This is a genomic window from Azohydromonas lata (assembly GCF_034427735.1).
Taxonomy (GTDB): Bacteria; Pseudomonadota; Gammaproteobacteria; order Burkholderiales; family Burkholderiaceae_C; genus Azohydromonas; species Azohydromonas lata.
On record NZ_JAXOJX010000020.1, the window covers coordinates 31,662 to 51,217 of the forward strand.

Below are 19,556 nucleotides of genomic sequence, written 5' to 3' on the forward strand. Positions count from 1 at the left end.
TGGGACGCAAGGGAGCCGACATGACAAGCGAAACCGCCGTGTTGAATGCGGCGCCCGCCGGCTGGGTGGACTGCCACGTGCACGTCTTCGACCCGGACCGCTTTGCCTACGCTTCTGACACCTTCTACAGGCCCGCGGGCGCCGAGATCGGCACGGCCGCGCAACTGGGCCGGCTGCTCGATGCCCACGGCTTCAGCCATGCCCTGCTGGTTGGGCCCAACTCCGGCTACGGGCTGGACAACCGCTGCCTGCTCGATGCGCTGGCCCAGGGCGCGGGCCGCTACAAGGGGGTGGCCGTGGTGCGCAACGACGCCGGCCGCGACGAGTTGCAGGCGCTGCAGGCGGCCGGTGTCGTCGGCGTGGCCTTCAACGCCGCGCTGCTGGGCACGTCGGCCTACCGCGACGCCGCCCCGCTGCTGCAGCGGCTGCGCGACCTGGGCCTGTGGGCCCAGGTGCAGGTGCAGGGCGACCAGCTGGTGGAGATGGCGCCCCTGCTGCGCGACAGCGGCGCGCGGCTGCTGTTCGACCACGCGGGCCGGCCTGACCCGCAAGCCGGCGTGGGCCAGGCGGGCTTCCAGGCGCTGCTGGCGCTGGCGGACACGGGGCGGGCCTGCGTCAAGCTCTCCGGCCTGGCCAAGTTCTCGGCGCAGCCGCATCCGCACGGGGATGCCCGGCCTTTCGTGCAGGCGCTGCTGGCCGCGTTTGGCCCGCAGTCGCTGGTGTGGGCGTCGGACTGGCCCTTCCTGCGTGCGCCCGCGCGCATCGACTACGGCCCGCTGCTGGCCTTGTGGGAGGCCTGGGTGCCGGATGCGGCCACGCGCCAGGCGCTGTGGTGCGACACGCCCAGGCGCCTGTTCGGGTTTGGCCGCTGAGCCGGGCCTGCGCCACGGAAAAACGGCGGCAACGGGCTGGCGGCATGACAACTTGATGGACATCAATCCCCGGGCGGCTCCGCGCACCTACGCTGTAAGCACGAGGTAACCCACATGTACAAGCACCTTTTCGTTCCCGTTGACGGTTCCGAGCTTTCCCACCGCGCCATGCAAGGCAGCATCGCCCTGGCCCAGCAATTGGGCGCGCGCATCACGGGCTTCGTGGTCGAGCCGGAAATCAGCCTGTCGCTGGTGAGCCCCGATGCGGCGGCCTACGCCGAGCGCGTGCGCCACCACGAGGATGAGAACCAGAAGCACGCCAAGGCGCTGCTGCGCCAGTTCGAGGAGCGCGCGGTGGCGGCCGGCGTGGAGTTCAGCGGCCACTCCGTCGAGTCCGGCGCCGTGGACGACGCCATCACCGGCGAGGCCGAGCGCCTGGGCTGCGACATGATCGTCATGGTCACCCACGGCCGCGGCGCGTTGGGCGAGTTCCTCTTCGGCTCGCACACCAAGCACGTCATCTCCAACAGCAAGCTGCCGGTGCTGGTGCTGCACTGAGAGCAGCCCTGGGCGCCCGTCCTGCGCGGGCGCCGCCGCCGCGCTTACTTCAGCGAGCGCTGCGCCACCGCCACCGCGGCCACCAGCAGGCAGCCCAGGGCCAGCGCGCCCAACAGATCGCCCGCCGCGGCGCGCAGCGCCAGGGCGTGCGCATCGGCTGACGCCAGCGCGGGCGCGGACGCCTGCAGCGCCGCCTCGCTGCCGTGCTGCAGTTGCAGCACCGTCAGCCCCGCGCCCAACGCGTTGACGATCTCGCGCACGATGCTCTTGAACGCGTAAGCGTGCGCGAAGTCCTCGGTGGGCATTTCCACGAAGGTCATCATGGCCACCTGCAGCAGCGCCAGCACCGGCATGGCGCCCTGCAGCAGCAGTCCCGCCAGTGCCCAGGCGGGCGCCGCGCCGTCGGCATGCGCCGCCTGCGCCATCAGCGCGAAAGCGGCGGCCAGCCCAACGTAGCCCAGCGCGATGTAGCGGCGCTTGCGCATCACCCGCGGCAGCGACAGGTGGAACACCACCACCGCCACCACCGACACCGCCCCGCCCAGCGACAGCAGCGCCCCGGCCTGCGGCAGCGGCATGTGCAGCCCCTGCACCAGCAGCGCCGGCACGGCGTAGTTCCAGGCGCCGTTCACCAGGTAGAAGAGGCCGTAGAAGGCCAGGCCCGCCAGGTAGCGGCGGCTGGCCAGCCGCCGCGGGTCCAGCCAGGGGTCGGGGTGGCGGTGAAAGCGCCGCAGCGCCGCCACGAGCAGCGCCAGCCCGGCCAGCGCCCAACCGGCCAGCAGCGGGGCTTGGGCCGGCGCGAAGTGGCGCAACTGCTCCAGCGCGTGCACCAGCAGCAGCGCGCCCAGGGAAAAGGCGGCCACGCCCGGCCAGTCCAGCGAGCCCATCGGCGTGCCCATGGGCGCGGTTGCCGGCGCGGCCCCGTGTGCGTCCACCGGCGCACCCGTGCGCACCTGCGATGGCGCGCCCGCGCCGCGCCGCGGAAACAGCAGCCACACCAGCGGCAGCAGCAGCACGGCCAGCCCTGCCTGCAGCAGGAACAGCAGCGGCCAGCCGTGGCGCGCCATCAGCGTCGCCGTGACCCAGGGCGCCAGCGCCACCAGCGTGAAGTTGGCCAGTCCGAAACCCCAGAACAGCGACAACCGCTCGCGCGGCTGCGCGCTGTACTGCGCCAGGATGCGCGCCGCGGCGAACAGCCCGCCGCCGCCCAAACCCTGCAGCGCGCGCGCCGCCACCAGCAGCCCAAGCGAGGGCGACGCCGCGCAGGCCAGCGAGCCGGCCGCGAACACCGCCAGGCTGGCCAGCGTGAAGCCGCGCCAGCTCACGTGCGCGGCCGCGCGCACCAGCACCAGGTTGGCCACGACCGCCGCGCCCGCGTAGGCGGTGAACGCCCACAGGAAGTCGCGCGCCGCGGCGTGCAGGCCCACCTGCACCTGCGTGCCGGCCATGGCGATGAGGATGGAGCCCACGATGTCCAGCGACGCCACCAGCCCAAGCACCGCGCCGAAGGCGTACACGCGCCAGGCGGCCCAGTGCGGATGCGCCGACAGCAGCGGCGGCCGCACCAGCGCGGCGGACGGGGACGAGGGCAGGACGGACGGCGTGAACTTCATGCCGGGATGTTGCATTGTTCGGCCGGCGGCATAAAGAGGCGTTGGTGAACGCAGTGTTCAAGTGATTGGACAATCTGGACAATAGGCCGCATGAACTGGAACGACTGGTATGCCTTTGCCGTGGTGGCACGCTGCGGCAGCTTCACGCGCGCCGCCGAGCAGCTGGACTGGCCCAAGTCCTCGGTGAGCCACGCGGTGGCGCGGCTGGAGCAGGCGCTGGGGGCGCGGCTGATGGAGCGCAGCACGCGGCGGCTGCTGCTCACCGAGCAGGGCCAGCGGCTGCTGGCGCAGTTGGGCCCGCTGTTCGAGCGGCTGGACGCGGTGGCCGCCGAGGCGGGCGACGCGCGCGACGAGCCGCGCGGCATGCTGCGCATCGCCACGCCTTACGAGTTCGGCGCGCTGCAGTTGGGCGAGGTGGTCAACGACGTGCTGGCGCGCCACCCCGGGCTGCAGATCGAGCTGGACGTGCGTGCCTCGGACGTGGAGGAGGCCACGGCCCAGTACGACGTGGTGTTCTTCAGCAGCAGCGAGCCGCTGCCGGACTCGCAGCGCGTGGTGCGCCGCGTCTACAGCGTGGCGCGCGGCGTCTATGCCGCGCCGGCGCTGCTGCGCCGCCACGGCCAGCCAGCCGACCCGCAGGCCCTGGTCGGCTGGCCCTGCCTGACCACGCCGGGCGAGGCGTGGTGGCGCTTCCAGCATGCGGACGGGCGCACGCACGAGCTGCAGCCGCGCGGCCCCTTGCGTACCAGCAACGCCGCGCTGCGGCTGCAGGCCGCCCTGGCCGGGCATGGGGCGGCGATGCTGGCCACCTCCTACTGCCGGCGCGAGGTGGAGTCCGGCGCCCTCGTCCCGCTGCTGCCGGGCTTCACGGCGCATGCGCTGCGCGTGTACGCGCAGTTGCCCGGGCGCGGGCTGGTGCCGGCGCGCACGCGCGTGTTCATGGAGGCGGTGGAGCGTTTTCTCCTGACCTGAGGGGGCGGCGACAGCGGGGGTGGGGCCACAGGGCGCTTGCGGTCCGGCCGCGGCCGGGCTGCGGTGGGGCGGTGGTGAGCGGGTGGTGAGGCTGCGGTGAAGCGTCGATTCGTCACACTTTCGCGCCGTGACGTGGCGCCAGGGCGGCGCGCAGGCTCTCCAATCCTCGGCTTTCGGTTTTTCGGGGGGCCGCGGGCCCGCCCTTCCTCCTCTTGGCTGCAAGCGATCCCTCACTGGCGAGCTCCTGCGCTTCCCCCTGCGCCACGCGGGCCGCGCAGGCCCTGGCGCTGGGCGTGCTGGCGTTGGGCGGCCTGGTGCTGCTGGACGGCTGGCTGCACCTGCCGGCCGTGCGGGCGCTGCAGTCGGCCGGGCCGGGGCTGATGAAGCTCGCGGCCGCCGGCTGCTTCGCGGGGGCGGGATTGGCGCTGCTGTTGTCGGCCTGCGCGTCGGCCGCGGCGCGCCGGCTGGCGCAGGTGCTGGGCCTGCTGGTGGCCGGCGCGGGTGCCGCGACGCTGGCGGGCTGCGTGGGCGACGCGCTGCAAGGCCGCGCCGCCGAGGTGGCCGGCCTGCTGGCCGACACCACGGGGCCCGGCGGGCGCATGCTGCCCGCCACCGCGCTGGGCTTCGTGCTGTGCGGCCTGGCATTGGCGGCGGGGTCCGGCCGTCCCCCCGGGCGCCGCGGCGCCTGGGCCGTGGCGGCAGCCGTCGCCGCCGCGCTGCTGGCGCTGCTGGCCGTCTTCGGCTGCCTGGTGGACGTGCAGGCCTTTTATCGGCTGTGGCCCTACGCCGGCATGGCGCTGCACACGGCGCTTGGGCTGCTGGCACTGTGCGCGGGCTGGCTGCTGCTGCACTTGGGCGCGGGCTGGCTCACGCGGCTGAGCCTGGTGGCCGCCACGGTGGCCGTGGTGGCGCTGCTGGCCATGGGCTGGTCGGCCGTGGTGCGCCTGGGCGTGCTGGCGCCGCCGCAGGGGGCCGGCCTGCGTGCCCTGCACACCGGTGCCGGGCTGCTGGTGCAAGAGACCCCGCGGCAGGCCGCGCGCACCCTGGCCGTGGGCGGGGCGCTGGCGGTGTGCACGCTGCTGGCCGTGGTGCTGCTGCTTGGGCGCGAGGTGGCGCGCCGCCGCGCCTCCGAAGCCGCGCTGGCCGCGCACCGCGACGAGCTGGAGAGCACCGTGGCGCAGCGCACGGCCGAGCTCGCGCGCAGCGAGGCGCACGCGCGCCAGGCCGCGGCCGTGCTGGAGGAAGTGATGGAGAACATTCCCGACCCGGTGTGGACCAAGGACGCGTTGGGCCGCTGGACGCTGCTCAACAGCGCGGCGGCAGCCGTCATCGGCCTGCCGCGCGAGGCGCTGCAGGGCTTGGGCAATGCCCAGGTGCTGCCCGCGGGCCACGCCGCGGCGGCGGACGCCGAGGACGAGCGCATCCTGCGCGGCGGCGAGCGCATCGAGGTGGAGGAGCGCTTTTTCGACGCCGGCCGCGGCGAGCAGCGCCACTTCCTGAGCGTCAAGCTGCCGCTGCGCGCGGCCGACGGGCGCATCACCGGGCTGTTGGGCGTAGCGCGCGACGTCACGCAGCGCAAGCGCGCCGAAAGCGCGCTGCTGCAGTCGCAACTGGACCTGAGCCGCCTCACCCAGCGCCTGATGGAGCAGGAGCAGGAAGGCACGCGGCGCCTGGCGCAACTGCTGCACGACGGCCTGGGGCAGACGCTGAGCGCGCTGCGCCTGCAGCTCTCGGCGCTGGAGGCGCCGGACCCGCTGCCGCTGCTGTCGCCCGCCCAGCGCCGCGCCGCGCTTGCCGTGCGCGCCCTGGTGGAGCAGGCCTCGGCCGAGGTGCGCGGCGCGCTGGTGGAGCTCCGCCCGGCGCTGCTGGAGGAACAGGGCCTGGTGGCGGCGCTGGAGCACGACCTGCGCTGCCGCCGCGCCGAGGCCGGGGGGCCGGCGCTGTCGCTGCGCGTCACGCCGGGGTTGCCGTCGCTGCGCTGGCCGCCGCAGGTGGAGTACGCCTTTTTCATGGTCGCGCGCGAGGCGCTGCACAACGCCGTGCTGCATGCCGGGGCCACGCACATCCACTGCGCGCTGGAGGGCGAGCGCGGCTGGCTGCGGCTGCAGGTGCGCGACGACGGCTGCGGCGTGCCGGACGATCCGCAGCGCCCGGGCCACTTGGGCGTGGTGGGCATGCGCGAGCGCGCCTTCGCCATCGGCGCGCGCTACCGGCTCAAGGGCCGCCCGGGGCAGGGCAGCCGCATGGAGATCGAATGGGAGGACGACCGTGATGACGCGCATCTATCTGGTGGATGACCACCCCATCGTCCGCGACGGCCTGCGCACCGTGCTGCAGGGCGCGGGCCACGAGGTGGTGGGCGAAGGCGAGGACGCCGAGCGCGCCCTGGCCGACATCGCCGCGCTGCAGCCGCAACTGCTGCTGCTGGACCTGAACCTGGGGGCGCGCTCGGGGCTGGAGCTGCTGGGCGCGCTCAAGGCGAGGGCTGTTGGCGTGCGCACGCTGGTGCTGACCATGTCGGCGCTGCCGCGCAACGTGGGCGAAGCCTTGCGGCTGGGGGCCTTGGGCTATGTGCTCAAGGATTCGCCCACGCGCGAGCTGCTGGCCGCGGTGGAGGCCGTGGCCCAAGGGCGCCGCCACCTGGGCCCGGGTGTGGCCGACCTGCTGGTGCAGGAGCTGGCCGCGCCGGCGCAGGACGACCCCATCGCGCTGCTGTCGCCGCGCGAGCGCCAGATCGCACGCCTGGTGGTGCAGGGCCGCACCAGCGCCGCCATAGGCGCGCAGTTGAAGCTCAGCCCAAGCACCGTGGACACCTACCGCAGCCGCCTCATGGCCAAGCTGGGCGTGGGCGACGTGCCCGCCCTGGTACGCCTGGCGCTGCGCACGGGGCTGGTGGAGGACGACGAGGAGTGAGTTGCCGGGCGTGCCGCCGGCACGCTGCGGCCTCTCCCCTGAACACGGTGTTAGACGGTCCAACACCTGCCGTTGGGCGCGTGCGGTCCACGAGGGTGCGCCCGTCATTCCCGCGAAGGCGCCTGGCTGTCCAAGGAAACGTGTTTTTCCCGGACCGCAGTGCGCCTTCGTGGGAATGAAGGCTGAGGGGCCGCTGCGCCGGCAGCCGCCATCCCGCTGCCTGCGTCCAAGGTCAGCCGCCTTCCCCTTCCGAACCATCAAGAATCCGCTACAGCGCCCGTCCAGCTTTCGCGGCAGACGCCGGTGCCCGCCGCCGGGACACTTCGTGTCTTCGGGCCCGGCCTTCATCCGTCTCGCACGGCCCGCAGCAGCAGCATCAGGTCCGCAGTCCATGTCCCACTCCTCTTCCGGCGCCATCCTGGTCACCACCGTGGACCGGGGCGCCGCGCTGCTGCCCGCGCTGGCGCGCTTGCAGCCGGGGCTGCAGTGGCAGCTCTACACCAGCGTGGCGCCGGCGGTGTTCAAGGCCTGCGGCGGCGGGTTCGACACGGTGGTGGTCGATGGCGACCACGCGGGCGACGGCTTCGAGCAATGGCTGCTCCAGATCGCCCGCTGCGTGCCCTCGACACGGCTGCTGGTGCTGGCGCGCGACCCGCGCGACGCCCGCCACGCCGCCGTGGCCGCCTGCGGCTGGCTGCGCCTGGTGGGCTCCGGCACGCTGCAGGACGCGCTGGGAGCGCCGGCATGAATGCGCCGCTGCCCCTGGGCGCCCTGCTGCAGGCGCAGGAACAGGCGCTGCCGGACGGACAGGCGCCGCAGTGGCTGGCCGAAGAGGCCGAGGGCGAGGGCATGGTGGTCACGGACGCGGGCGGGCGCATCCAGGGCGTCAACGACGCCTTCGTCGCCGCCAGCGGCTACGCGCGCGAGGAGCTTTTGGGCGCCACCCCGGCGCGTTGGGCCAGCGGCCGCCACGGGCGCGAGTTCTACCGCGCGCTGTGGGCCAGCCTGCACTCGCTTGGGCACTGGAGCGGCGAGGTGTGGAACCGCCGCGCCGACGGCACGCTGGTGGCCGAGCGGGTGCGCATCGCCGCCGTCCAGGGCGAGGGCGGCGCGCCGGCCCATTACGTGGCCTGGTACGGCCGCCCGGCCGGCCACGTGGCGGGTTCCCCGGCGGCGGGCGGCGGCCAACCGCTGCACGACCCGGTGACGGGGCTGCCCGCGCGGGCGCTGGCGCCGCAGCGGCTCGACGAGCTGCTGGAGCAGGCGCGGCGCCAGGACCACCAGGTGGCGGTGTGCCACCTGAGCCTGGACGGCTGGCACGACTTCGTCGGCTGGTACGGCAACGCCCAGGGCGATGCGCTGCTCCTGGCGGCTGCGGCGCGGCTGCGCGGTTGCCTGCGCCCGGGCGACACGGTGGCGCGGCTGTGCGGCGGGGAGTTCGCGCTGCTCTTGGGCGGGCTGCAGGGCATGGCCGCCGTGCAGGCAACGCTGCAGCGGGTGCACCAGGCGCTGCAGCAGCCCTACGCGCTGAGCACGCAGGTGCCGCGCGCCAGCGCCAGCGCGGGCGTGGCGATGTGGCCGGCGCATGGCGACTCGGCCCAGGCGCTGCTGCGCGCGGCCGACGCGGCCATGTACCGCGCGCAGCGCCTGGGCCAGGGCGTGTGCCTGGCCGGCGAGGCACTGGAGCGGCCGCTGGAGCAGGAGGCGCTGCTGGAGGAGTTGCGCATGGCGCTGTTCAGCGACCAGTTGCGCCTGCACTGGCAGCCCCGCGTGTGCGCGCGCACACGGCGCTTGTTGGGCGCCGAGGCGCTGCTGCGCTGGCAGCACCCCCGGCGCGGGCTGCTGTCGCCACAGGATTTTCTGAAGGCCGCCGCCGGTACGCCGCTGGAGGTGGAGCTGGACTTGTGGGCCCTGCGGGCCGCGGCGGTGCAGCGCGCGCGCTGGCGCGAGGCTGGCCACGCGCTGGCGCTGAGCCTCAACGTGGCGCCCGCCACGCTGGCGCTGCCCGACCTGGCCGACACGGTGGCGTGCCTGCTGCTGGAGGGCGGCGGTGGCGGCAATGGGGGCGCGGGCGTGGAGCTGGAGGTGGCGGAAACGGCCGTCCAGGACGATCTGATTGCCGCCGCGCGCGCCGTGAAAGCTTGCGCGAAGCACGGCATAGGCGTGGCGCTGGACGGGTTCGGCACCGGCTACGCGTCGCTGGCGACGCTGCGGCGGCTGCCGGTGTCCGCGCTCAAGATCGACCGCGGGTTCATAGGGCGCATGCAGCACGACCAGGGCGATTTACAGATGGTCCGCGCCGCACTGGGCATGGCCCAGGCGTTCAACATCCGCAGCGTGGCCGTGGGCGTGGAGTCTGAAACCCAGGCGCAGGGGCTCGCGGCACGGGGGTGTGCGGAGCTGCAGGGGTTTTACGTGGCGCCGCCCATGGGAGACCGGGAATTCGAGGCTTGGCTCGCGGCCTGACCAGGTTGCAGCGCCTGCCCCGCACTTACCCCCCGCCGCTGTGGACAAGTCTGTGGGGCGGCTGCGCGCGGCACGCCTAAGTGCTTGATGGGCCAGGGGTGTACCGCCTATGCCTAAAAAAGAGGCAGGCGTGGACAGCGCCGCGCGTGCCCCGTGTGCTCGCATGCAGGCGCCGTTTAAAGCTCAATCCCGCGCGGGCGCCCTGGGCGGGCGCGTGTCCACCGGCAGGCTGCACAGCGCCGTGAGAAGCGCCAGCGCCACGTAGCCGCCGTAGAGCAGGCTGAAATCCGCGCGCTGCACGCCGGCCGCGCCCACCAGCAGCACCGTCAGCGCCACGCCCAACACCGAGCCGACCTGGCGCGTGGCCTGGTTCACCGCGCTGCCCACGGCGTAGTGCGCGGGCGGCAGCCGGCTCACCGCCGCGGCTGAAAGCGACGGCAGCACCAGCCCAACGCCCAAGCCGCTGAGCACCAGCCCGGGCAGCCATTGCGTGAGGTAGGCCGGCTCCAGGCCGGGGACGATCCAGAACCACAGCCCGCTGGCTGCGAACAGCCCCGCGCCGGCCAGCAGCAGCGGCCTGTGGCCCAGGCGCGCGGCCAGCCGCCCGCCCACCAGCGCCGTGGGCATCACCAGCAGCGGCCCCGGCGTGATGGCCAGCCCGGCCCGCGGCAGCGGGTAGTGCCACAGCGCCGTGAGATAGAAGAAGACGCCGAAAAACATCATCGCGAAGGCCGTGCCGAAGGCCAGCGTCGCCAGGTTCACCCAGCGGTAGCTGCGGTGCTGGAAAAGCTTCAGGTCCACCAGCGGCGCCGGCGTGTGCCGTGCCCAAGCGATGAAGCTCGCCAGCGCCACCGCGCCGGTGAGCAGGCAAGCCGCCACGTCGGCCCGGCTCCAGTGCGGTGCGTCGGCTTGCACGATGCCCAGCGCCACCGCGCCCACGGCCAGCATCAGCAGCGCCATGCCCACGCCGTCCACGCGCTGGCGCTTTTCACCGCGTGCCGAGGCCGGGAGGCGCGAGGCGGCGAACCACAGCGCCAGGCCGCCCACGGGCAGGTTCAGGTAGAAGGCCCAGGGCCAGCCCGCGCCGTCCACCACGAAAGCGCCCAAGCTGGGCCCCACCGCCGCGGCCAGCCCGCCCACGGCGCCCCACAGGCTCACCACCACGGCGCGCTTTTCCACGGGAAAGGCGGCCAGGACGATGGACAGCGAGGCCGGCGTGAGCAGCGCCGCGCCCACGGCCTGCAGCACGCGCGCGGCAATCAGCCACTGCACGTCGCCGGCCAGCCCGCAGGCGGCCGAGGCGGCCAGGAACAGCGCCACGCCCACCATGAAGACGCGCTTGCGCCCGTGCGTGTCGGCCAGCCCGCCCGCCGGGATGAGCATGGCCGCGAACACCACCGTGTACGCGTTGAGCACCCAGGACAGCTCGGCCGCCGACACGCCGGGGAACGCCTGGCGCAGCGCGGCGAAGGCGGCGAACAGCATGGTGCTGTCCAGCGACACCAGGAACACGGCCACGCTGGCGATCCAGAACACGGGCCAGGGCAGCGCGGTGCGCGCGGCGGCGGGCGATGCGGCAAGGGGCACGGCGGCGGCTTGCGCGCCGGGGGAAGGGGGCGTCATGGCGGGCTCCAGGAGCAGCGGTGGGGCGTAGCCAGCGCCGGTGGAAGGGGCGGGCATACAAAGCACGGACAAGGGCACGGACCGGCGTGGCGACGCCGGCCCGCGCGCCTCACAGCGGCTGCAGGTAGATGCCGCGCTCGGCCGACAGGCCCTGCTTGACCTGGTGGGTGAACTCGTCGGCCAGCACCTCTTCGGCGCCGGATTCCAGCGCGTCCAGGGCGCGGGCGACGATGTCCTCGGGGCGGGACTTGGGGGCCTGCACGGCGTGGACGAGGTCCGTGTCCACGAAGCCCATGTGCAGCGCCAGCACCTGCGTGCCCTGGGCGCGCAGCTCGTGGCGCAGGCCGTTGGTCAGGGCCCAGGCCGCGGCCTTGGTGGCGCCGTAGACGGCCAGGTCCATGCCGTGCACCCAGCTCGCCACCGACAGCACGTTCAGCAGCCCGCCGCCGCCGTTGGCCGCCAGCACGGGGGCGAAGGCGCGGGCCAGGCGCAGCGGCCCGTAGTAGTTGACTTCCATCTGCCGACGCGCCGAGGCCTCGCCGTCCTCGGCCAGGAAGGGGCCCAGCTCGGCCACGCCGGCGTTGTTGATGAGCAGCGTGACGTCGCCCAAGCGGCGCGCGGCGGCGGCCACGTCCTCGGGGCTGGTGACGTCCAGCCGCACGGGCTCCACGCCGGCCAGGGTGACGCTGGCCGGGTCGCGGGCACCGGCATAGACGCGGCGCGCGCCGCGCTGGAGCGCCTCGCGGGCGAAGGCCAGGCCTATGCCGCGGTTGGCGCCGGTGATCAGGACGGTGGCGTTGTCGAGCTTCATGTCGGGTCCTCGTCGGGTGGAATCGGTGATCAGGGAAAACGCCTTGAATATGATGATCATCATATTTTGGGGCGAGCCAATAGGGCGGCCGCAGCCTGCGGCGCGCGGGAAAGGGTCAGTCCACGGCGGCCTGGGCCGGCGGCTGTTCGGACGGCTGTTCGTACTGGGCGAGCAGGGCTGCGCGGGTGTGCGCGAGCAGGGCGCGGCCCTCGTCGTTGTCGCCCAGGGCGCGGGCCAGTTGCAGCGCGCCCACGAGCTGGCTGGCGACGGCTTCCGCGCTGCCCGCGGGCGCGCCCTGTGGCAAGGCACGCTGTGCGGCGGCCAGCAGGCCGCGCACGCGTTGGGCGGCGGCTTCGCGCACGGCGGGCGCCTGGCGCGGCATCTCGCCCGCCAGCGCGGCCACGGGGCAGCCGCGCTCGGTGCCGGCCAGGTGGGCATCGGACAGGTAGCTCTCCACCAGCGCGCGCAAGGGGTTGGCCGCCTGCGCCGGGTGGGCTTCGGTGGAGCGGGCCAGGCGGGCGGCGCTTTCGCTGCCGGCGCGCTCCAGCGCCTCGGCCAGCAGGGCGTCGCGCGAGGCGAAGTGGGCGTAGAAGCCGCCGTGGGTCAGGCCGGCCTCTTTCATGATGTCCGCCACCCCGACCCCATGGAAACCGGCACGGCGTATGGCGCGTGCGGCGGTCTCGACGATGCGCTCGTGAGTCAATTGCTTGCGGGTCGGTTGGCGTTCCATGGGCTCCAATGTAGCCAAAAATATGATGATCGTCATATTTACCCCGTGGGCGGATGGGGCAAGCGGCTCGCTACGCTGTCTGCTCGCCAGGGCTGGCGCATGAAGGGCGGCATGAAGCAGGCAGGACGGAAGCGGGGGCGCCACGGCGCGGCGGCTGGGCGGTTTGATCGTGCAGGCCGAGCGCTGGCGTGGCGGGCGGCGGGCCGCCGACGTCCGGGAGGCGGCGCATGACGGCCATCACCGTGCCGCCGGCCGCGCTGGAGCGCGCGCGGACGCTGGCGCAGGCCGGGGGACGCCGGCTGCTGGGCATCGCCGCACCGCCGGGGGGCGGCAAGTCCACGCTGGCGCAGGCCCTGGCCGAGGCCTTGCCGGGGCGGGCGGTGGTGGTGCCCATGGACGGGTTTCACTTGGCGCAAGCCGAGTTGGAGCGCTTGGGCCGCGCTCACAGGAAGGGGGCGCCGGACACCTTCGACAGCGCCGGCTACGTGGCGTTGCTGCGCCGCCTGCGCCGGCCGGTGGCGGATGAGACGGTGTATGCGCCGGCCTTCCGGCGCGAGATCGAGGAGCCCGTGGCAGGGTCTATTGCCGTGCCGCCGTCGCTGCCGCTGGTCATCACGGAGGGCAACTACCTGCTGCTGGAGGCGCCGCACTGGCGGGAGGTGGTGCCGTTGCTGGACGAGGCCTGGTATCTGGACGGCGGCGACGCGCAGCGCGTGGAGCGCCTGTGCCGCCGGCATGAGGCTTTCGGACGCAGCGCGTCGGCGGCGCGGCAGTGGGTGCTGTCCACGGACGAGCCCAACGCGCAGCTGGTGGCGCAGAGCCGCGCGCGGGCGCACTGGCTTCTATGCTGGCCTTGAGGGCAACGCGGCGAGCTGGGGCTGTGGGTGTTGATGCCGCCGGGTGCTGGCTTTTGATGGAGCCCCTGTGCCTACCTAAATAACAACATACACGTGTAATGCAACACCAACAGCATTGACCCAACCCCAGTTCTGACAAGCCGGCTGCTTCTGATTTCCTTTTTCTCCCTTGTCCCCCCTCCAACAGCGCGGCTCAGGACGGCAGGGAAACGGTGTCAAACGTCAGCGACCTTGGTGCGTTCAGTATCACGTGTATGTTGTAAAGAGCCTGTTTGGCGCGCCAACGCCATGGGTTGAGCGGTGTTCAGCCCACCGCACCGGACGTGTGCAGCGCCGTCAACGCATCCAGCGCGACGCGCACGCGCGCCGGCAGCAGCCGTCCTCCGGCGTGGACGACGCTGATGGGCATGGGCCCGGGGCGCCGGTCGGCCAGCACCTCCAGCAACTCGCCGCGGGCCAGGGCCGCGGCGGCCATGTAATCCGGCACCTGGCACAGGCCCAAACCCAGGCGGGCTGCTTCGACCATGCCTTCGCCGTCGTTGACGCGCGCCACCACGTTGGGCGGCGCCATCTCCACAGCCACGCTGCCTTCCAGGAACTGCCACGGCCTGTGCCGGCCGCTGGTGGGCATGCGAAAGGCAATGGCGCGGTGCGAGACGAGGGCCGCCACGTCCGTCGGCGTGCCGTGCGCGGCCAGATAGGGCGGGCTGGCGCATAGGACGAGCTGCTGCTCGTCCATGGGGCGGGCCACGAGCGAGGAGTCGTCCAGGTGACCCACGCGCACGGCGAGGTCTATGCCTTCCTGCACCAGGTCCACGTAGCCGTCCTGCAGCCGCACGTCCAGCCGCAGGTCGGGGCAGCGCTGCACCAGCCGCGCCAGCACCGGCATGACCACGTGCTTGCCGTAGAAGATGGGCAGGTCCACGCGCAGCGTGCCCGCGGGCTCCAGGCGCGTGCCGGACGCCTGTGCCTTGAGCGCCTCCACCTCGGCCAGCAGCCGCAGGCACTGCGCGTACAGCCGCTCGCCATCGGCCGTGAGCGTGACCTGGCGCGTGGTGCGGTGGAACAGCCGCACGCCCAACTCCACCTCCAGCCGCGCCACGGCCTTGGCCAGCGCGGAGGGCACCGTGCCCAGCGTGCGCGCCGCCGCGGCAAAGCTGCCGTGGCGCGCGGTCTCCGCGAAAGCGACGTACTGCTGCAGGCCGTGCATGGACATGGCTGTCCTCGCCATTGACGACAAAACGTCCTCAGTGTTGTGCCGGGGCCTGCACTTCCGCAACGCCTGGCGGCTGCGCAGACTTCACACCGTCCAAGGCGCCACGGACCGTTCGAAACCCTGCCACTGACCCTGGAGACACCGCCATGACCGTCCTCGCTCAAACCCCGCCTCAAGCCTGCGGCCTGCCCGGCATCGCCCACGCCACTTGGGCGGGCCATCGGGACGGGCTGCAGCAGCTCTCCGTCTGGCGCCAGTCCCTGTCGCCGGGGGCGGCCACACCGGCGCACCAGCACGAGTGCGACGAGATCGTCTTCTGCCTAGCCGGCCACGGCGAGTTGGTCACCGAGGGGCAGGTGATTCCCTTCGGCCCAAACAGCACGGTGCTGCTGCCCAGGCAGCGCGTGCATCAACTGCTCAACAGCGGGCAGGCGCCGCTGGAGCTGCTGGCCGTGTTCGCCGCAACGCCCGTGGACACGCGGCTGGCCGACGGGCAGCCCATCGCGCTGCCCTGGCGCAGTTGAAGAAAAGCCGCCGCGCCTGTTGCACACTTGCGCCCCGCCGGGCGGGCGCACGCGCCGGCCCGCTTCAGAGAAGGAAACATTGCATGCTCAAGATCCGTTGGGCCCCGGCGCTGTGCCTTGCGGCTGCCGCCACGGCGCTGCCGGCGCAGGCGCAGCAAAGCGCCAGCGCCGAGCGCCTGCATGAGGTGGCGCGCCGCGGCACCCAGGTGATGCCGTTCGACCTGCAGGCCACGGTGCATGTGTTCACCAAGCTGGAAGACGGCGGCGTGCAGCGCGTGGTGGCGCGCGACGAGGCCAACGCCACGCAGGTGCGGCTGGTGCGCGAGCACCTGCGCGAGTTGCACGAGCGCTTCCGGCAGGGCGATTTCTCGGGGCCGGCGCACATCCACGGCGAGGCCATGCCGGGCCTGGCCGCGCTGCGGCAGGCGCCCGCCGGGCGGCTGTCCGTGGAGTACCGCGACGTCCCGGGCGGCGCCGAGCTGCGCTACCGCGCGGCCGACGCCACGCTGGCGTCCGCGGTGCATGCCTGGTTCGACGCGCAGCTCAGCGACCACGGTCCGCATGCGATGGCCGGCCACGATCACCAATCCGGCCCTCACGACCACCCACAGGGCCACGGCGCTCAGCCGCCCGCAGCGCCATGACGCACGCACCGCAGCGGGACATCGCCATGCGCAAAAAGCTCGCCCTGGTGCTGCTGGAGCCGGCGTGTTCGTCCTGGCGGTCGGATTTCGAACACAGCGATGCGCCGCCGTGGGCAGTGGCGCCGTGGGCGCATCCGTGGTCCGCCGTATGGACCTTCACGCAGGCATGGATGCGCCTGTTCTGGAGCTTCGCGCCGGGGTTCAATGGGCCCTTGAACAGGGACGAGTAGCGGCGCGGCAACGGTTTTTCAAAGTTCCTGGGGAAATCCCTGTGTGCTTGGGCACCGACCTTGCATTCGTTGCGTTTTGTTCAACCAACGCACCGCGACGATGCACGCCCTCTCCACCCCAGCCCTGGACCGCGCCGTTTCTCCAGCCTGCCTGGAGCTGTGGCGCCGCCTGGAAGGCCTTGAGCTGCGCCGCCCGCCCGCCGACCCCGAGGCGCGCGCCATACGCATAGGCATAGAAGACGAGCGCGGCCTGCTCATGCGCGTGGTGGAAACCACGCGGCTGGTCGAGGCCATACGGGTGTTCGAGCTGTTGGGCGAGCTGGGCTGGACGCCGCGCGAGGGCCGCAGCCGTGGCCTGGACGGCCGGCCCCTCATGCGCAGCTACCGGCTGCGGCGCTGAACCCCGCGGCGCCGGCGGCTGGACCTCAGGCCGACGCCTGGTCCAGCAGCGGGATCAGCTCCCAACTGCGCAGGCCTTGGGCCGCGGGCTGAAAGGTCAGCTCGATGCGCACCTCGCCCACCTTGGCCAGCAGCCGCTCCTCGCCCACGCCATGGCCCAGGGCCAGCATGGCGACCACCGAGCCCGGGTTGCCGCGGTCGTCCGGCGTGACGGCCTGCCACGGGGCCCAGCACAGGATGTCGAAGCGGCCGGGGTGCTGCGCGCTGGGCGTGGCGCTGTAGCGCATGTCGGCCAGCTTCACCTTCTTGCCGGCGACCTCCACCTCGGACGCTTCGATCACTTGCGGCGGCATGGGCGGACGGAAGGCGCGCACGTTCAGCCCGGCAGGCAGGGCCGGCGCCAGCGCCACGAGCTCCTGCACCGCTTCCATGCCCGCGCCGTTGCCGTCGCAAGTGACGAGGATCTCCAGCCGGCTGCCCGGCGGCGGCGAGATGGGATTGAACTCCACGCTGAGCTCGCGGTGGAACTGCCGTGCGGCCTTGCCCAGCGCGGGTGCGAGCTCATACAGCCGCTGCGTCGCGGCTTCGTGCGTGGCCGGGTCGCCCAGGCGCTGCGCCGTCGCCAGTAAATCCTTCACCTGGCCCTGGACCACGGTCCAGAACCTGGCCGCCTTGGTCCTGGCCAACGTTCCATGCTTGCTCATTCAACTTCTCCTGCTTGGCCGGGATTTTCAGGGAGCGCGGCTCGGCGGCCCGCTCGCCCGGCCTGCGGCCGTGCGCTATTCACACCGGCCACGGTGCTTCAGTCCGCGGCTGGGGCGGGCAGCAGCGGCACATCCTTGGCCGGCGCGGGCTTGATCACCTCCACCGGACAGCCCGGGTGCAGGCAAAAGGTACCCGCCTCCTTGGACGGCTTGCCGTCCACGACCAAGTGGCCGCTGACGCCCAACACCACCTCCGTCTTGCCGCGCACATGCTCGACCGTGAAGCCTTCGACCTTGAGCGTGACGTCCTTGAGCTTGCGCGGCAGCCGTTCCTCGTCGAACACCGCGGCGCGTCGCAGCCCGTAAACCGGATAGGTGAGGGTGACAACGGCGCCCTCGGCCAGGCCAGCCTTGGCGAAATGCGCACGCGCCAGCGCTTGGGCGTTTTCTCCGCGCGCGTTCACCAGGGTTTTCAGGTGGGCAATGGCCCCGTCCAGGTGTTCGGAGATAGGCAGTAACTCTTTCTTGGCTGCTCCATCGCAGGCCATGACCCTATCGCGTGCATGGGCAATTTGCTCCTCCAAGGTACACAAGGCAGTACGCAATCGGGAAAGCTCGTACACGCAGGTTTTCAGGCGGGAGGGAAGTTTTCTCAGTGTAGACATGCTTGGATTCGGCAAACCAGCCGCCGGCAAACGTGAAATCTTCTGCATTCAACTGTCGTCAAGTCAGGGTAAAACCGCCAAGACGCCAATTGCCGCGACCTCTACGATGTGAACCAGCTGCTTGGAACGTCAATTGCTTCGAGTCGGCACCGTGGCACCGTCCAAGTGGTTTTTGTCGGTGCCGTTTGTCAGTGCATGGCCCAGGCCATTCCGTAACCCTGCTGTTGACGCAATGGATACCACCTCGATCTCCTCCGGCTGCCATGGCGGCCACCATCCGGAATACGAACTGGCGCTGGCCGACCTCGAACGGCGGGCTGCGCGCGGCGAGGTGACCCTGGCGCAGGCGCGGCACGAGATCTTTGCCTTGCGCGAGCGCTACACGGCCGGCGTGCCCAGGCCGCTGTACCGCTGCAGCGACACGCACTGAACAGCTTGGGCCCGCACCGGGCCTGCAAGCCGTACCACGGCGCCGTCGGCGCCCGCGCAGGCAGCATCCAAGCCGCGCCGGCTTCAAGTTGAGCCGGCAACGGCGCTTACTTGTCCGAGCGGCAGCCCTGGGCGCATACCTTCTCGTTGCGGCCCAGGATGCGCTTGGTTGCCAGCGCGGACATGGGCTTGTGACGGCCGCACTTGAAGCACGACATCATCGTCAGCCGCCCACCCAGCGCCACCGGACCGAACAGCGAACCCGGCACCCTGGCCGTGTACCGCAAGCCGTCATGGGAGATCGTCGTCTTGGTGTCGGTTTCTCGAACGGGCATGTGCTGAAGGATGCAGGGGTAAACCTCCTACCTTGTGCCACGCAGCAGCCTTTTCAAGGCCGGTCAAAACGTAAAGATCTCATCGCTTGGAGCGCACGCCGCCAAGCATGCACAGCCCACGTGAATTGACATAACGAGCATTGTTAAGTCAATCAACAAACAAACGGTTGTGGACGTGGTGTTGAACGTTGCGTGGGCAAGTGAGCGTTGCGGACGCGGCCCCGGCACAGGCGGCCATCACCCATCACGGGCGGCGGCAGCGGGCGAACGCCCGCCGCATGCCGCGCACACGTCTCAATGGACCTTGTGCTCGTCCATGACCTGGTTGAGCTCCCAGGAGGTCATGGCGCCTTGCGGCGGCTCGTCGGTGAGCACCACGCCGATCTGGCCGATGCACGTCATCAGCTTGAGCTCGCCTATGCCCATGCCCAGCACCATCTGCACGGCCATGGAACCCGGCACGCCTTCGTCGAAAGGCGTTTCCACCCGGCTGGGAGCGAAGCACACGATGTCGTAGCGGCCGTTGCCGGACTCGGCCGGGCGGGCGATGAAGCGCACCGCGTCGAACGCAACCTCCTGGCCCGCGAACTCCATGTTGCCGAAGCCGGAGATCACTTCCGCGGGCACGGGCTGCTTGAAGGCCACGGTGCTCAGGCCCGGGGGCAGCGCCGGCGCGGCAGCGACCAGCGCCAGCACCTCGTCCATCGCCTCCACGTTGCAGCCGCAGGTGATGGCCAGTTGCACGTTGCCGGCGTCCTGCGCCTGCGTCGCTTCCACGCCCAAGCGCTCGTCCACCTCGCGCACGGCCGCTTCCAGCACCTCCATGGCCGCGCCGACCTGCGCGACCACGTCGTCCCAGCCCGCCTCGTCCGGCGAGGTCGACAGCGGTGCCCGCAACGCATCGGCCTGTTCGCGCACCGTTTGCCAGAAGCCGGCTGCTGCTTGGTCGTCCATGAATTGCTTCCTTCTCGCGCCCGGGGCGGCGCCTTCGCATG

22 protein-coding genes are annotated in these 19,556 nt (G+C 72.2%); 13 read left to right on the plus strand and 9 right to left on the minus strand.

What is annotated here, in order from left to right:
• The first annotated feature begins 20 nt into the window (after positions 1-20).
• Both SM757_RS13510 and SM757_RS13515 read left to right on the plus strand, forming a co-directional pair.
• A complete protein-coding gene (locus tag SM757_RS13510) occupies positions 21-872 on the plus strand; it encodes an amidohydrolase family protein (protein ID WP_322465872.1) in 852 nt (283 codons plus the stop codon).
• A gap of 114 nt (positions 873-986) precedes the next feature.
• Positions 987-1,430, plus strand: coding sequence for a universal stress protein (locus tag SM757_RS13515; RefSeq protein WP_066336358.1), 444 nt, complete (start codon positions 987-989; stop codon positions 1,428-1,430).
• A 44-nt stretch (positions 1,431-1,474) separates the two neighbouring features.
• On the opposite strand, the gene SM757_RS13520 is transcribed toward SM757_RS13515, so the two are convergent.
• Positions 1,475-3,043 carry an MFS transporter gene (locus SM757_RS13520; protein WP_322465873.1) on the minus strand — a complete coding sequence of 523 codons (1,569 nt, stop codon included), beginning with the start codon at positions 3,041-3,043 and terminating at the stop codon, positions 1,475-1,477.
• Positions 3,044-3,133: 90 nt separating this feature from the next.
• Here SM757_RS13520 and SM757_RS13525 point away from each other — a divergent pair, with 90 nt between their 5' ends.
• From SM757_RS13525 to SM757_RS13545, 5 genes are all read left to right on the plus strand, one after another.
• Positions 3,134-4,015, plus strand: coding sequence for a LysR family transcriptional regulator (locus tag SM757_RS13525; RefSeq protein ID WP_322465874.1), 882 nt, complete (start codon positions 3,134-3,136; stop codon positions 4,013-4,015).
• A gap of 212 nt (positions 4,016-4,227) precedes the next feature.
• Entirely contained in the window at positions 4,228-6,312 is a 2,085-nt protein-coding gene (locus SM757_RS13530) for a PAS domain-containing sensor histidine kinase (protein ID WP_322465875.1), read from the plus strand.
• On the plus strand, positions 6,287-6,928 hold the full coding sequence (locus tag SM757_RS13535; protein ID WP_322465876.1) for a response regulator transcription factor: 642 nt from the start codon (positions 6,287-6,289) through the stop codon (positions 6,926-6,928). Before SM757_RS13530 ends, SM757_RS13535 begins: the two co-directional genes overlap by 26 nt.
• A 391-nt stretch (positions 6,929-7,319) precedes the next feature.
• Positions 7,320-7,676 (plus strand): hypothetical protein, encoded by a 357-nt coding sequence (locus SM757_RS13540; protein ID WP_322465877.1) that lies wholly within the window; start codon positions 7,320-7,322, stop codon positions 7,674-7,676.
• Complete coding sequence (locus tag SM757_RS13545) at positions 7,673-9,394, plus strand: putative bifunctional diguanylate cyclase/phosphodiesterase (RefSeq protein ID WP_322465878.1); 1,722 nt, start codon at positions 7,673-7,675, stop codon at positions 9,392-9,394. The genes SM757_RS13540 and SM757_RS13545 overlap by 4 nt, the downstream gene beginning before the upstream one ends.
• Positions 9,395-9,577: 183 nt before the next feature.
• Here SM757_RS13545 and SM757_RS13550 read toward each other — a convergent pair whose 3' ends face one another.
• The 3 genes from SM757_RS13550 to SM757_RS13560 form a co-directional block, all read right to left on the minus strand.
• Positions 9,578-11,017, minus strand: coding sequence for an MFS transporter (locus SM757_RS13550; RefSeq protein WP_322465879.1), 1,440 nt, complete (start codon positions 11,015-11,017; stop codon positions 9,578-9,580).
• 109 nt (positions 11,018-11,126) lie between these two features.
• A complete protein-coding gene (locus SM757_RS13555) occupies positions 11,127-11,828 on the minus strand; it encodes an SDR family oxidoreductase (protein ID WP_322465880.1) in 702 nt (233 codons plus the stop codon).
• 115 nt (positions 11,829-11,943) lie between these two features.
• On the minus strand, positions 11,944-12,558 hold the full coding sequence (locus tag SM757_RS13560) for a TetR/AcrR family transcriptional regulator (RefSeq protein ID WP_084267458.1): 615 nt from the start codon (positions 12,556-12,558) through the stop codon (positions 11,944-11,946).
• 227 nt (positions 12,559-12,785) lie between these two features.
• Between SM757_RS13560 and SM757_RS13565 the strand changes: the two genes are divergently transcribed.
• A complete protein-coding gene (locus SM757_RS13565) occupies positions 12,786-13,415 on the plus strand; it encodes a nucleoside/nucleotide kinase family protein (RefSeq protein WP_322465881.1) in 630 nt (209 codons plus the stop codon).
• A 304-nt stretch (positions 13,416-13,719) separates the two neighbouring features.
• Here SM757_RS13565 and SM757_RS13570 read toward each other — a convergent pair whose 3' ends face one another.
• Positions 13,720-14,631: a LysR family transcriptional regulator gene (locus SM757_RS13570; protein WP_322465882.1), complete on the minus strand. Its 912-nt coding sequence runs from the start codon at positions 14,629-14,631 to the stop codon at positions 13,720-13,722.
• 146 nt (positions 14,632-14,777) lie between these two features.
• On the opposite strand from SM757_RS13570, the gene SM757_RS13575 reads away from it, so the two are divergent.
• The 4 genes from SM757_RS13575 to SM757_RS13590 all read left to right on the plus strand — a co-directional run bounded on the left by SM757_RS13575 (position 14,778) and on the right by SM757_RS13590 (position 16,429).
• Positions 14,778-15,155: a cupin domain-containing protein gene (locus SM757_RS13575; RefSeq protein ID WP_066336319.1), complete on the plus strand. Its 378-nt coding sequence runs from the start codon at positions 14,778-14,780 to the stop codon at positions 15,153-15,155.
• An 83-nt stretch (positions 15,156-15,238) separates the two neighbouring features.
• Entirely contained in the window at positions 15,239-15,799 is a 561-nt protein-coding gene (locus SM757_RS13580; protein ID WP_066336315.1) for a hypothetical protein, read from the plus strand.
• Positions 15,796-16,029 (plus strand): hypothetical protein, encoded by a 234-nt coding sequence (locus SM757_RS13585; protein WP_322465883.1) that lies wholly within the window; start codon positions 15,796-15,798, stop codon positions 16,027-16,029. Before SM757_RS13580 ends, SM757_RS13585 begins: the two co-directional genes overlap by 4 nt.
• Positions 16,030-16,129: 100 nt before the next feature.
• Positions 16,130-16,429 (plus strand): hypothetical protein, encoded by a 300-nt coding sequence (locus SM757_RS13590; RefSeq protein WP_322465884.1) that lies wholly within the window; start codon positions 16,130-16,132, stop codon positions 16,427-16,429.
• Positions 16,430-16,454: 25 nt separating this feature from the next.
• Here SM757_RS13590 and SM757_RS13595 read toward each other — a convergent pair whose 3' ends face one another.
• Together SM757_RS13595 and SM757_RS13600 are read right to left on the minus strand one after the other, a co-directional pair.
• Positions 16,455-17,132, minus strand: a complete 678-nt coding sequence (locus SM757_RS13595; protein ID WP_322465885.1) for a hypothetical protein — start codon at positions 17,130-17,132, stop codon at positions 16,455-16,457.
• 98 nt (positions 17,133-17,230) lie between these two features.
• Positions 17,231-17,845, minus strand: a complete 615-nt coding sequence (locus SM757_RS13600) for a hypothetical protein (RefSeq protein WP_322465886.1) — start codon at positions 17,843-17,845, stop codon at positions 17,231-17,233.
• 184 nt (positions 17,846-18,029) lie between these two features.
• Between SM757_RS13600 and SM757_RS13605 the strand changes: the two genes are divergently transcribed.
• Positions 18,030-18,227, plus strand: coding sequence for a hypothetical protein (locus SM757_RS13605; protein WP_066336305.1), 198 nt, complete (start codon positions 18,030-18,032; stop codon positions 18,225-18,227).
• A 106-nt stretch (positions 18,228-18,333) separates the two neighbouring features.
• Here SM757_RS13605 and SM757_RS13610 read toward each other — a convergent pair whose 3' ends face one another.
• Both SM757_RS13610 and SM757_RS13615 read right to left on the minus strand, forming a co-directional pair.
• On the minus strand, positions 18,334-18,561 hold the full coding sequence (locus SM757_RS13610; RefSeq protein ID WP_066336303.1) for a hypothetical protein: 228 nt from the start codon (positions 18,559-18,561) through the stop codon (positions 18,334-18,336).
• Positions 18,562-18,855: 294 nt separating this feature from the next.
• Positions 18,856-19,515 carry a hypothetical protein gene (locus tag SM757_RS13615; protein WP_322465887.1) on the minus strand — a complete coding sequence of 220 codons (660 nt, stop codon included), beginning with the start codon at positions 19,513-19,515 and terminating at the stop codon, positions 18,856-18,858.
• Positions 19,516-19,556: the final 41 nt, after the last annotated feature.